We start from the raw sequence: 13,415 nt of genomic DNA, 5'->3' as shown, positions 1-13,415 counted from the left end.
GGGCGGACGATCAGATGACATGCGCCTTGTGCAGGGCTGTCAGCACGTCGTTCTTGAGGGTTGCCAGCCGAGGTGAGCGCCGGTCACGGGGGCGTGGCACGTCCACCTCGATCTCCTCCTGTATGCGACCGTCATGGGCACCCATCATGTAAATTCGGTCGCCGAGATAGAGAGCTTCATCGATATCGTGGGTGACGAGAAGGAATGAGATGCCGCGCTGTTCGACAAGCTTCAGAACAAGGTCCTGAAGCTTCATCCGCGTGAAGGCATCGACCGCGCTGAAGGGTTCATCCAGCAGCAGGATACGCGGTTGCGTATAGAGCGCCCGAGCGATGGCGACACGCTGCGCCATGCCGCCGGAAAGCGCCTTTGGCAGCGCCGCGCCGTGGCCGCTGAGGCCTACGTCGTTGATCAGCCCTTCAACCCGCTGCACGTCGAATTTCTTGCCGGCCGCATAGCCGATATTTTCGGCAACCGTCAGCCAGGGCATCAGGCGGGGTTCCTGAAAGACGAAGGCGATCGGCGGCGTGTCCGTCGCACCGTCTTCTTCCGCCGTGTTGATCGTCACTGCGCCGGCAAATCGCCTGTCCAGACCTGCGGCGATGCGCAGCAGCGTGCTCTTTCCGCAGCCGCTAGGCCCGAGAAGAACCGCCGCTTCGCCATCACCGAGCCCCAGATGAATGTCCTGAAGGACAACGGTATCGCCAAAGGCCTTTTCGCGCACGTCAACCTGAAGCAGGCTCATCGCAACCGCCCTCCTTCCTGCAGGGGATAGGTATCGCGCCACCGCAGGCAGCGTTCCTCGACGATCTTGAACAGGCTGTCGGAAATCTTGCCGAGCACCGCAAGGCAGATGATGGCGATCATCACCAGATCGGGACGGGACAGTTCCCGCCCGTCGGAAAGCATGTAGCCGATCCCTTCGGATGCGGCCAGAAGCTCGGCTGCCACGACGCTCAGCCAGGCGAGGGACAGCCCGTAACGCAGACCGGTGAAAAGATGAGGCAGGGAGGCCGGGATAAAAATTCGCCAGACCAGTACGGGCAGGGGCTGGCGATACATTTCGCCCACTTCCACAAGTTTGCGATCCACATTGCGGATGCCGGAGAACAGGTTGAGATAGACCGGGAAAAACGCGCTCTTGGCGATCAGGACGATTTTAGAGGTTTCGCCGATGCCGAACCAGATCATCAGCAGCGGCACCCAGGCGAGGCTCGGAACCGCGCGCAGGGCCTGAAACGTGGGCTCCAGATAACGCTCGGCGGCAACGACCAGCCCGACCAGCGATCCAACGATGACCGCAAGCACCGAGCCGATGACGAAGCCGACGAAAACGCGGGCGGTGCTTGCCGCGACATTGGTCCAGAGAGGTCCTTCAGCAAGCCGCAGAAACGTATCGTAGAGTTCCGACGGCGGCGGCAGCACATAAGGGCTCACCCAGCCCATGCGAACAAAAAGCTCGAGCAGCAGCAAAGACCCGACCGGCACGATCGCACCGCGCAGGTCGAACCGTGTGAAGAAAGCCCCCACCTTTTGCACAAGCGTCGATCGGGAAGGAGACTGTCTGGATGGCTGTCTCACGCGCTGAAATTCGCGCGGATGGGAATTCATGCGCCCAGCACCTTTTTCGCCGGAGCCGGGTCTATCAATGACGCAAGAACATTGTCGACATTGACGCCCGGACGCAGGACGTCGTCGCCAAGCAGCGGGGTAACGATACGGATCGAATTCAGCAGTTCTTCACCCGGGACGGGGTCGTTCCAGTCACGCTTGTTGATGGTAAGTTCCGTGATCTTGGGGTCGTTGCCCGTGACCTTCGTGACGAAATCGATGAATTCGCCGTTATTCTCGCGGATCCATTTCTGCGTCTGCACCCACACGCCGAGCAGACGCTCTACCGCGCGCGGATGTTTTGCCAGGAACGTCTCCGATACGCTGAAGACACTGCCGTCGCGCCAGCTACGCTCATCGAAAATTGCCCTGTCGCCGGCAAGCTCGGCCTGGGAGGTGTGCGGATCGATACCGACCCAGGCATCCACCTGTCCCTGCTGCAGCGCGTTGAACCCCTCGGGGTGCTGCAGGTTTACAACCTTGAGATCATCGACTGACAGCTTGTGTTGAGCAAGCGCGCGGACAAGGGTGAAATAGGGAGCCGTGCCCTTGGTGACGGCAATGGTCTTGCCCTTGAGATCGGCCACCGTCTTTACCGGCGAATCCGGACGCACCTGAATGATGGACGAACCGCCCCAGCTCGCTACATAGATGACTTTCAGCGGCACGCCATTGGCGCGGGCAAGAAAGGCCGAAAGCGCCGCGGAACCGGCGAAATCGGTCGAGCCGACCTTGAGGAACTCCAGCGAGTTGTTGCTGCCGCGCGATTGTACCCAGGTGATCTTGGTGCCGACATCCTTGAACGCTTCCTCAAGCCAGCCCTTGTTCTTTATCAGCAGCGTATGGGACGAATAAAATCCCCAGTCCAGCTTCAGCTCTGCCGGAAATTCCGGCGTGCTCTGTGCCAGCGCACCGCGAGTTGCAAGCGGCGCGGCAAGCGCGCCAGCAATACCGAGCTTGAGGATATGGCGGCGGGAATGTTCGGCCTTCATTTAATTCACCTATTTTATGGATTTTATATACATAAAGGCTAAAGGCAGGGGTTTTTGTGGTCAATACGCACCTCTGGAACCCCATGCCAAACTTCGAAAGCGGCGTGGAAAATCTCCCTAATCCCGGAGGGATCGGCGCGACATCCCGTTATCAAGCAAAGAAGCGGTTGACCGGGCGGTGCAGTCCGAGATGATCGCGCAATGTCGGACCCTCATAGTCCGTTCGGAACAGTCCGCGCTTTTGCAGTTCCGGCACGACCAGCGTGGTGAAATCGTCAAGGCCGGCGGGCAGGAAGGGGAAGGTGACGTTGAAGCCGTCCGAGCCTTCCTCATGCAGCCATTGTTCCATCTCGTCGGCGATGGTTTTCGGCGTGCCGACGAAGGCGAGCCCCGCATAGCCGCCCAGCCGCTGCGCGAGTTGACGCACGGTCAACCCTTCGCTTCTGGCAAGTTCTATCACTCTTTCGCGGCTGGATTTGCTCGCATTCGTTTCCGGAATGTCGGGCAGCGGGGCGTCGGGATCGAAACCGGACACATCGTGACCCAGCGCGATCGACAGCGATGCTATCGCGCTTTCATAGTGGACGAGGCTGTCGAGCCTGGCGCGCTTGGCTTTTGCCTCCTCGACCGTATCGCCGACAAGAACGAACGCGCCAGGCAGAATGACGATGCCATCACGCGACCGTCCGGCGGCGACCGTCCTGTCCTTTACGTCCTTGTAAAAGGCCTTGCCGGCTGCAAGGGTGGGTGTGGCCGCAAAGACCACCTCAGCGGTTTCGGCGGCGAGCTGGCGTCCGGGTTCGGATGCGCCGGCCTGAACGATGACCGGCCAGCCCTGCACCGGGCGGGCGATATTGAGCGGTCCGCGCACCGAAAATTCGGGGCCCCTGTGGTTCAGCACATGCATTTTTTCAGGGTCGAAGAACAGTCCGCTATCGACATCCCGAATGAAGGCATCATCCGAAAATGAATCCCACAGCCCGGTGACGACGTCATAGAATTCCCGCGCGCGGCCATAGCGCTCGGCGTGGTCGGGTTGATCATCTCGGCCGAAATTCCGGGCGGCGTCCGGGTTCGAGGTTGTGACGATGTTCCAGCCGGCGCGGCCATTGCTGAGGTGATCGAGAGAGGCAAAACGCCGGGCCACGTGATAGGGCTCGTCGAACGTGGTGGACGCGGTGGCGACGAGACCGATGCGCTGGGTGACGGCGGCCAGGGCGGAAAGAAGCGTGAAGGGCTCGAAGGAAGTAACGGTATGGCTGCGGCGCAGTGCCTCCGTGGGCATGTTCAGGACGGCGAGATGATCGGCCATGAAAAATGCGTCGAATTTCGCAGCTTCGAGCTGCTGCGCGAAACGCGCCAGATGGGCGAAATTGAAATTGGCGTCAGGAAAGGCGCCGGGATAACGCCATGCGCCCGTGTGGAGGCTAACGGGCCTCATAAAGGCGCCGAGATGCAGTTTGCGATCATTTGCCATTGGGTTTCACTCTCTTGTCGGTGTTTCGGCGCGGACGGCTCGCTGTCGCATCCGCTGGCGGGCGCAAGCCCGCTTCTTGCTTGCGGCGACGATATCCCCGTCAGGGAGTTGGCGCGGCAAAGACTATTCCGATTATGATTTACAAACCGAAAGATTTTTCCCGGGATCGCGTTTGCGACGATGCAACCGTCGCTGCCGACCGGTTGTCGCGGGCGGTTGATGTGTCTGCAACTTCGTATCGTCGTGACGGGGCCGCGTCGTGTGAAGGTCCGGCAGGCGGCCTGCCACCGGACCTCTCTTTCGGCGCCGTCCGCGTTCAGACTGCCAGAAGCGCCTCGTTGCCCGTGCGGCGGGTCTCAATGGCGCTTTCCGTTTCGATACGCTTGCCGGTAGCCGGATCGAAGAAGTGCAACTGCGCGGCCGGCAGGCCGAGATGGATGCGCTGGCCGGGCTTCACGGCCAGGTCCTCGCCTATGGCAGCGGAGAATGTTTCGCCGGCAATCTCGGCGTGTACGATGCGGCCCGATCCCAGTTCTTCGACGAAATCGACGATGGCCGGCACGCCCTCGCCATCCGCGCTGACGAGGCATTGCTCCGGGCGGATGCCGACCGTTACATCGCGGCCGCGCAGCTCCAGTGCGGTTTCGGGAAAGAGTTTCACCGGCGTGCCGGCCAGCATGACGGCGTGGGATTCCACTTCAACCCGGGTGGTGAACAGGTTCATGGCCGGCGAACCGATGAAGGATGCAACAAAGGTGCTGGCGGGACGATGATAGATATCGAGGGGATGACCGACCTGTTCGACGATGCCCCTGTTCATCACGACCAGCCGGTCGGCCAGCGTCATGGCTTCCACCTGGTCGTGGGTGACGAAGACGGAGGTGGCGGACAGGCGCTGGTGCAGCTTGCGGATTTCGGCGCGCATGGTGACACGCAGCTTGGCGTCGAGATTGGAGAGCGGCTCATCGAACAGGAAGACCTGCGGCTCCCGAATGATTGCGCGGGCCATGGCCACACGCTGGCGCTGGCCGCCGGAAAGCGCAGCCGGCTTGCGTTCCAGATAATCGGAAAGGCCGACAATCTTCGCCGTTTCCTCGATCCGGCGCTGGCGCTCGGCCTTGGCGACGCCAGCGACTTTCAGCGCGTAGCCGATATTGCCGGCGACGGTCATGTGCGGATAGAGCGCGTAGTTCTGAAATACCATGGCGCATCCGCGCTCACGCGGCTCGAGCCTGTTGACCACGCGTCCGCCAATCGCGATCTCGCCGGAGGTGATGTCCTCCAACCCGGCGATCATGCGCAGAAGGGTGGACTTGCCGCAGCCGGAGGGACCGAGGATGACGACGAATTCGCCGGAGCCGAAAGTGAGATCCACGCCATGCAGCGTGGGGGTCTTGCCATAGGATTTGCGGAGCTGGCGGATATCGATCTGAGCCATGATGGGAACCTTGTTGTTAAAAGCCGCGCGCCGTCACTTTTCGGACGAAACGAGACCGCGGACGAACCAGCGTTGCAGGAAGGCGACAACGAGAAGCGGCGGTGTGATGATGATGAGGGAGCCGGCCAGTGTCACGTTCCAGTCCGGCGTGCCGTCTTCGGCGGGCAGAAGGGCGCGCAGCGACATCATCACCGTCTTGTAGGAAGGATCGGTGACCATCAATAACGGCCAGAGATACTGGTTCCAGGCATAAACGAACATGATGGTGGTGAGCGCCGCCATGTTGGTTCGGGAGAGCGGCAAGAGCATTTCCACGAAGAAGCGGATTGGCCCCGATCCGTCCATGCGCGCCGCTTCAGCCAGTTCGTCGGGGATGGTCATGAAGAACTGGCGGTATAGAAAGGTGCCGGTGGCGGTTGCGACCAGCGGCAGGGTGAGGCCGACATAGGAATTCAGGAGGTTCCACTCCACTGAGACCTCAATTCCGAACCATCCGAGGATGGAGCGGAAAGGCTGGAAAATATCCGCGGCTACCGAATAGGTCGGCACCACGCGCACTTCCAGCGGCAGCATGAGGGTGATGAACACCGTCCAGAAGAAGAGGTGCTTCAGCGGCGAGCGGAAGAACACGATGGCAAAGGCGGTAAAGGCCGAAAGGGCCACCTTGCCGATCGTGACCAGCGTGGCCATGATCATGCTGTTGAGAAGGGCGTTGCCGAGATTGGCGCGTTGCCAGGCGGTTTGGGCATTGGTGAGGAATTCGCCCTGTGGCAGAAAGCTGAACGGGATGCTGTTGACCTGAACGACAGACTGGCTAGCGCCGGCGATCACGACGAGCAGGGGACCGATGAGCAGAAGAAAACCGGCAATCATCAGCCCGTAGGTCAGGGCGTCGGCATAGGGGGTGCGCTGGATCATCGTCGCCTCACTTGTAATGGACCTGCCGCTCGACGAAGCGGAACTGGATGAAGGTGAAAATCATGATGAGGCCGATGAGGACGAGGCTCTGTGCCGAGGCGCCGGAATAGTTCAGCCCCTCGAACGCTTCGCTGACGATGCGGTAGACCATCACTTCGGTGGCGCGGTTGGGACCGCCCTCGGTGGTGGAGGCGACGATGCCGAACGTATCCGCGCCGACGAAACCCTCCGTCATCATGATGACGGTCAGGAAGAACAGGGTCGGTGCCAACAGCGGCACCTGAATGTCGATGGCGCGGCGGACGGGCCCGGAGCCATCCATGGCGGCTGCTTCCGTCAGCGCGCGCGGCACGGATTGCAGGCCGGCGAACAGGAAGATGAAGGTGTAACCCGCCCATTTCCAGATGAAGATGACGATGACGAGGATCAGCGCGTGCTCGCCATATTTTGCCGGGTTCCAGAAATCCGGCCACCAGGCGTTGAGCGAGGCGGCAAGCCCGCGTTCCGGCGAGAGGATGAAACGGAAAGCCATGCCCGCCGCAGGCCCGGCGATGGCGTAAGGAAGAATGTAGAGCACCCGGAAGAAGCCGGAGCCGGGAAGGGCGCGATCCACGCAAAGCGCAAGGACAAGGCCGATGAGAATGGTGAAGAACGGACCGGCGACGGCGAAGATCAGGCTGACGAGCACCGATTGCCAGTAAAGCGGATCGAAGAATGTCTCCTTGAAATTGGCGAGCCCGACGAATTCCGCCGCACCGCCGAAGGGCGGTTCAAGTGTGAACGCCCAGTTGATGACCGCTGCCACGGGCCAATAAAAGAACAGAAAGATCAGCAGAAGCTGCGGCAGGGCGAACAGCACGGGCAACCACGTGCTCTTGAAGACGGCGCGCTTTTCCATTGAGTAACCGGCAAAAGTGGAGAACTGGACGGGCTTGCCCGGGAGATCCCGCGGGCAAGCCTCTGGAAAAACGGCGAAGCTTAGTTCAGCTTGGCGCCGGCATAGGTCTTTTCGAAGCGGCGCAGGCCGGCATTGGAGCGCTCGACGGCCTTGTCGAGTTCCCCCTGAACGTCGGCATTCTGCATGAAGATGGCTTCGAGTGCCGTGGAGACTTCCTTGCGGATCTGCGTGAAGTTGCCGAGACGGATGCCGCGCGTATATTCGGAAGGCGGCGTGAAGGTCAGGCTCTCAATTGCCTTTTCGCGACCCTTATAGGGTGCCTTGTCGTAGAAGCCGTTGGCCTTCATGGCGTCGAAGCCGGTCTTGGTGACCGGGATGTAACCGGTGACCGTGGACCACCACTGAACCATCTCCGGCTGGGCGATGAAGTTGAGGAATGCTGCCGCGCCCTTGTATTCCGCTTCCGGACGGCCGGCCATGACCCACAGGGAAGCGCCACCGACGAGCGAGTTCTGCCGCTGCGTGCCCTTCCAGACCGGCAGCATGGCCACGTCCCACTTCACGCCCTCAGGCATGCCCTTGCCCACCGTGCCGTGCCCGGCAATCGAAGACATGAACATCTGGCAGGTCTGCGAGGTGAATGCGGGCAGGATGTCCATGCCGAGCTGCTTCGTCTTGACGACGAATAGCGTCTCGTCCTGCATCTTTTTGAAGAATTTCACATGGTCGACGAACTTGGTCTTGTTGATCGTCAGTTCCGCGTCGAGGCCCTGATAGCCGTTGCCTTTGGTGGCGATCGGCTGGTTATGGATGGCGGAGAACTGTTCCATCAGCATCCAGGTGTCGAAGTTGAAGGCGAGCGGGCATTCGAAGCCGGCGGCTTTCAGCTTCTTCGCGGCCTCTTCAACCTGTTCCCATGTATCGGGCTTGAAGGTGATGCCGGCTTTTTCGAACGCATCGACATTGTAATAGAAGACAGCGGTGGATGAATTGTAGGGGAAGGAGTTCAGCTCGCCCGCAGCCGTTGCATAATAATTGGCAATGCCGGGGAAATAATTGTCCCAGTCGATCTTGTAGCCATTGTCAGCCATCAGCTTTTTCGCGGGAACGAAAGCCTTGGACAGCATCATGTCCAGCGTGCCGGCGTCGTAAATCTGGGTGATCGCCGGCTGCTTCTTGGCGCGGTAAGCGGCGATGGTGTTCTGCAGCGTGGCGTCGTAATCGTTCTGAGACGTGCAGACGATCTCGAATTCAGCCTGGGATTCGTTGAACTTCTTGCAGGTGTCCTGAACGCGTTCGCCAAGATCGCCGGAAAGGCCGTACCAGAATTCGAACTTGGTCTTTTCAGCGTGGGCAGCCGTGGCGCCGAAGGCGGCGGCAATGGCAACGCCGGCCATGAAAGAGGTCAGAGCGGAAGGTTTCATGAGTTGAGCCCCGTTGATGGAATGATGGCCTGATCGGCAGGGACGTCATGTCCTGAGCACGAAGCCACGGGCTCTGCTAACAGTCGTATTTGACGGATAGCTTACATTTTGTTGAACGTTTTATGATGACTTGCGGCGCAGCATCGTTGGCGCGGCGAAATACGATCGCTGGAAGCGCAATGCATGTATTTCTATTTAGACGTCAGTTATTTACGTGGAAAGCGGGCGTTCCGCTACCTGATGCTGAACCGTCTATCTCCATCAACCCCGGCGTGCGGCTTCGATGGCGGCGACGTCGATTTTCTTCATATCCATCATCGCCGTGAAGGCTCGTCTGGCTTCTGCCCCGCCGGCAGCCATGGCATCCATCAGCACGCGCGGCGTGATCTGCCAGGAGATGCCCCATTTGTCCTTGCACCAGCCGCAGGCGCTTTCCTGGCCGCCATTGCCAACGATGGCGTTCCAGTAGCGGTCGGTTTCCTCCTGATCTTCAGTCGATATCTGGAACGAGAAAGCTTCGCTGTGCTTGAATTGCGGCCCACCATTGAGGCCGATGCAGGTTACGCCTGCGACAGTGAACTGCACCATGAGGACGTCCCCCTGCTTGCCGGAGGGATAGTCGCCCGGCGCGTGATACACTTTTATAACCTCGCTATCGGGAAACGTGTCGGCATAAAAACGGGCTGCTGCCTCTGCGTCCTTGTCGTACCAGATACAGATCATGTTCTTTCGCATGGGTATGGTCCTCCGAGGTTGACGGCATCCCCCTTGCCGGCGGGTAACTCATGGGCAGATTGACGGCTCCTCATCCGGCATAAAATGCAGCCGCAGCGAAAACGTTCCGAAAACGCTATGGTGACCAGTGTCAAAGCCAGCGTCTCACCTTGCGGCGATAGGCAACATAGGCCGGGCCAAGTTCCTTTGTCAGCACGCGCTCTTCAATGTTGACCTGCAGCATCACCGCGATGATGAGGACGATGGCGACGGTTAGCTGCAGAACGGAGGTGAACACCAGAACCAATCCCGTAAACAGCACAATCTGCCCGACGAAGACCGGGTTTCTTGACATGCTGAAAGGCCCGGTATCCACGATGGTTCCGAGATGGCCTTCGGCCGCGCCGATGCGCCACGATTTGCCCATGTAATGCTGCGCGTAGAGCGCGAGCGCACTTCCCGCCAGCGCCATAACCACCCCAGCGAAGCGGATGGCTGCGCCGGTATAGTGTCGGTCCAGCAGCCAACCGGCCCCTTGCGGTTCCAGCCAGAGGGTGAAAAGCGGCAGAAGCGCGCCGAGAAGAAACGCGACACGGAAAAGCGTGGCGGGAACGGTTTGCCTTTCGCGACCCTTGGCAAAAAGCCAGACCGGTTCGCCCGTGCGCTTCGCCAGCCGGGCCGTCAGCCATAAGAAACCGCCGATATAGGTCCACACCGCAAGCACTGCCACAAGATCAATCATGTCTCCCCCAAATATATTGCCCAAGCCGGAAGCGGGCTCCCGACTCGGAACAAATGTATCAATGGAACTATTGCATCGTCGTGTCTTCGACTACGGGGACGGGTGTGAAATTTCAAAAAACGAACCAATGAATGGAAATTTCGCTGGAGTACGCACGCGCATCGAACGAAAATAAAATTATCATTAAATATCAATTAATACTGAAATTATAATATGCGTGAATAATTTTGGATAGAAACGTCCCGTTTCATCGGAGAAACGCGCTTGAGTGTTCTTGATCGTGGTGCCAATGCTTTCGCGGTTCTCGCCGCGCTTTCCAAATCCCAGGCCATCATAGAATTCGACCTTTCGGGAAAGATTCTTGCCGCCAATGAGAATTTCTGTCGGGCTCTGGGTTACGAACTTTCGGAAATCCTCGGCAGGCATCACAGCATGTTCGTCGAACCCGCCGTCGTGGCTTCGGCGGATTACAAGGGCTTCTGGGCAAAACTTGCTGCCGGTCAGTTCGATCAGCAGCAGTATAAGCGCATCGGCAAGGGCGGCAGGGAGGTCTGGATCGAGGCTTCCTATAACCCCGTGTTTCGCCGCGGCAAGCCGGTGAAGGTGGTGAAGATCGCTACAGACATCACCGCTCGCAAGCTGAAGGCGGCGGAAGACGCCGGCAAGATCGACGCCCTTTCCCGGGCGCAGGCCATCATCGAATTCTCGCCGAACGGCGAAATCCTGACCGCCAACGAGAATTTTCTGACGGCGCTGGGCTATTCTCTGGCGGAAGTGCAGGGCCGGCATCATTCCATGTTCTGCGAGCCGGCCTATACACAGTCACCGGCCTACAGGCAGTTCTGGGAAAGGCTCGCCGGCGGCGATCTGGTGGCGGATGAATTCATGCGTCTTGGCAAGGGCGGCCGCAAGGTCTTCATCCAGGCTTCGTATAATCCGATTTTCGATCTGAATGGGAAAGTGTTCAAGGTCGTCAAATTCGCGACCGATGTGACTGGCCGTGTCGAGAATGTCGAAAAGCTGGCGCAGTGTCTTACAGACCTTGCCGAAGGCGATCTTGCCCAGAGCATCGACATGCCTTTCATTCCCTCGCTTGAACGGCTGCGCACGGATTTCAACGCGGCTTCGGAAAAGCTCAAGCGGGCCATGACGCGGGTGTCTGAAAATGCCGGCGCCATTTCTTCCGGGTCGAATGAAATACGATCCGCGGCAGATGATCTTGCCAGACGGACGGAGCAGCAGGCGGCTTCGATAGAGGAGACCGCAGCCGCGCTTGAAGAGGTCACCACCGCAGTCAGTGACTCAAGCCGTCGGGCGGAAGAAGCCGGCAGGATCGTTGCCCGTGCCCGCGACCATGCCGAACATTCAGGCCAGGTGGTGCGCGATGCCATAGGCGCCATGGATCAGATTGAAAAATCATCGCGGGAAATCTCGAGCATCATCGGCGTGATCGACGAAATTGCTTTCCAGACCAACCTTCTGGCGCTCAATGCGGGCGTGGAAGCGGCCCGTGCAGGCGAGGCAGGCAAGGGCTTTGCCGTTGTCGCGCAGGAGGTGCGCGAGCTTGCGCAGCGCTCGGCGACGGCCGCAAAGGAAATCAAGAACCTGATCAACGCTTCGGGCAAGCAGGTGGAAAACGGCGTCGGCCTCGTCACCAGGGCGGGTTCGGCGCTGCAGGAAATCGCAGAGCAGGTCCGCGACATCAATACCAATGTGGCGGCGATCGTGGATGCGGCCCGCGAACAGTCCACGGCGCTTGCCGAAATCAATCAGGCGGTCAACAGCGTGGATCAGGCTACCCAGCAGAACGCCGCGATGGTGGAGGAGCAGACGGCCGCAAGCCACAGCCTCGCGCGGGAGGCCGCGGCCCTGTTCGAGCTCCTAGGCCAGTTCCGGTTCGAGGAGACTGCGCGTCATGCGGCCTCTACGCGCAGCGGGTCCGGCCAGCGCGGTGCCGCTGCGCCGCGCCACCCGCTATCCCGCCCGTCGGGCGTGCGTGGCGCATCGAGCGCGGCTGTCGCGCATGAGGAATGGCAGGACTTCTAGACGCATCTCCGGTTCCCTTCCACCCCTGCGGGCCTTGGCATGGGGGGCCTTGAAACGTCTGAAACCGAAATCGATCCATGCAAGTGCGGGGTATAGGCATATCGTCGCGATTGTCGGATAATCGGCGCAGCGCGCCTGAAGATTACGGGGACTTTCGTTTGGCAGGGATGACATCAACAGGCAGGGTCGTGCTCGTTCTCTGCTGGCTGGCGGCGTTTCTGGGGCCGGCGCAGGCCGAAACGCCGGCTGAGGGCAAGGCATCCTGCGCCCATGCCCACGATGTGGCGCCCGAATTGTGCATCAGTCCCCAGAGCTACAACAGGGACCTTTGCCACGCCATCGAGGTTCTCGCCGCGCGGCATGCCGTTCCGCCGGATTATTTCGCCAGGCTGATCTGGCGGGAGAGCCTGTTCCGGGCCGATGCGGTGAGCCCGAAGGGGGCGGAAGGCATTGCCCAGTTCATGCCGGGAACGGCGAGGCTGCGTGGTCTGGACAACAGTTTCAACATCATTGCTGCGCTGGAGGCGTCGTCACGCTATCTGTCGGAGCTGAAGCTGCGCTTCGGCAATTTCGGTCTCGCAGCCGCAGCCTATAATGCCGGCGAGGCGGGGCTGCGCGGTTTTATCGCGACAGGTCGCCTGCCGGTGGAAACGCGCGATTATGTCTTTGCAATCACCGGGTACCCAGTGGAAAGCTGGAAAGACAATCCACCGGATAAGGCCGCGCCGGCGCTGGACGACAGCCGGCCCTTCATCGACGCCTGCCTGCGGCTTGCCGACACACGCACGATCAACGATCCCGTCCTGATATCGTCGGCCGACTGGGCGCCATGGGGTGTGCAGCTTGCCGCCCATTACAATCCGACGGTGGCGAACCGGCTCTTTACCCGTGCCATAGGCCAATTGTCGGGGCCTCTCAATGCCGAGCGCGCACTGATCGTGCGGCAAAGGGGTGGCAATTTCGGTTCGCGCCCGCGTTACGCCGCGCGCATCGGCCGCGAGACCAGAGCCGAAGCCAATGCGCTTTGTGGTGAAATCCGCGGGGCGGGTGTTCCCTGCACCGTATTCCGCAACCGCTAGCGGGGGCCGCGGCTGATCATGACAAGTTGATCGGCCTATAAGCCGCTCCTCCTTTCAGTGTGAGATGATCGCTCCT

12 protein-coding genes are annotated in these 13,415 nt (G+C 60.2%); 2 read left to right on the top strand and 10 right to left on the bottom strand.

Going from position 1 to position 13,415, the window contains the following annotated elements; translation table 11 throughout:
* Positions 1–10 precede the first annotated feature (10 nt).
* The 10 genes from ACZ47E_RS19585 to ACZ47E_RS19540 form a co-directional block, all read right to left on the bottom strand.
* Positions 11–745, bottom strand: a complete 735-nt coding sequence (locus ACZ47E_RS19585) for an ABC transporter ATP-binding protein (protein WP_004444916.1) — start codon at positions 743–745, stop codon at positions 11–13.
* Positions 742–1,611: an ABC transporter permease gene (locus ACZ47E_RS19580; protein WP_004444914.1), complete on the bottom strand. Its 870-nt coding sequence runs from the start codon at positions 1,609–1,611 to the stop codon at positions 742–744. The genes ACZ47E_RS19585 and ACZ47E_RS19580 overlap by 4 nt, the downstream gene beginning before the upstream one ends.
* A complete protein-coding gene (locus ACZ47E_RS19575; protein WP_034496579.1) occupies positions 1,608–2,603 on the bottom strand; it encodes an aliphatic sulfonate ABC transporter substrate-binding protein in 996 nt (331 codons plus the stop codon). Before ACZ47E_RS19575 ends, ACZ47E_RS19580 begins: the two co-directional genes overlap by 4 nt.
* Before the next feature lie 151 nt (positions 2,604–2,754).
* Positions 2,755–4,080: an LLM class flavin-dependent oxidoreductase gene (locus ACZ47E_RS19570; RefSeq protein ID WP_022562620.1), complete on the bottom strand. Its 1,326-nt coding sequence runs from the start codon at positions 4,078–4,080 to the stop codon at positions 2,755–2,757.
* Between the two features lie 316 nt (positions 4,081–4,396).
* The gene (locus ACZ47E_RS19565) at positions 4,397–5,518 is read right to left on the bottom strand and encodes a sn-glycerol-3-phosphate import ATP-binding protein UgpC (protein WP_045531724.1); all 1,122 of its coding nucleotides are present in this window, start codon (positions 5,516–5,518) and stop codon (positions 4,397–4,399) included.
* Positions 5,519–5,551: 33 nt separating this feature from the next.
* Entirely contained in the window at positions 5,552–6,436 is an 885-nt protein-coding gene (locus ACZ47E_RS19560) for an ABC transporter permease subunit (RefSeq protein ID WP_004444907.1), read from the bottom strand.
* Positions 6,437–6,443: 7 nt separating this feature from the next.
* Complete coding sequence (locus ACZ47E_RS19555) at positions 6,444–7,334, bottom strand: carbohydrate ABC transporter permease (RefSeq protein ID WP_004444905.1); 891 nt, start codon at positions 7,332–7,334, stop codon at positions 6,444–6,446.
* Between the two features lie 80 nt (positions 7,335–7,414).
* Positions 7,415–8,758 (bottom strand): extracellular solute-binding protein, encoded by a 1,344-nt coding sequence (locus ACZ47E_RS19550; protein WP_278067550.1) that lies wholly within the window; start codon positions 8,756–8,758, stop codon positions 7,415–7,417.
* 261 nt (positions 8,759–9,019) lie between these two features.
* A complete protein-coding gene (locus ACZ47E_RS19545; protein ID WP_072492946.1) occupies positions 9,020–9,493 on the bottom strand; it encodes a VOC family protein in 474 nt (157 codons plus the stop codon).
* A gap of 130 nt (positions 9,494–9,623) precedes the next feature.
* Positions 9,624–10,214, bottom strand: coding sequence for a methyltransferase family protein (locus tag ACZ47E_RS19540; RefSeq protein WP_278067549.1), 591 nt, complete (start codon positions 10,212–10,214; stop codon positions 9,624–9,626).
* Positions 10,215–10,478: 264 nt separating this feature from the next.
* Here ACZ47E_RS19540 and ACZ47E_RS19535 point away from each other — a divergent pair, with 264 nt between their 5' ends.
* Positions 10,479–12,260: a methyl-accepting chemotaxis protein gene (locus ACZ47E_RS19535; RefSeq protein WP_278067548.1), complete on the top strand. Its 1,782-nt coding sequence runs from the start codon at positions 10,479–10,481 to the stop codon at positions 12,258–12,260.
* Between the two features lie 167 nt (positions 12,261–12,427).
* Positions 12,428–13,339, top strand: coding sequence for a lytic transglycosylase domain-containing protein (locus ACZ47E_RS19530; protein WP_045531732.1), 912 nt, complete (start codon positions 12,428–12,430; stop codon positions 13,337–13,339).
* Positions 13,340–13,415: the final 76 nt, after the last annotated feature.

The sequence above is a fragment of the Agrobacterium sp. 5Ca39 genome, assembly GCF_055382365.1.
The sequence above is the reverse complement of the archived record's forward strand: the minus strand, read 5'-3'. Positions and strand labels throughout refer to the sequence as shown.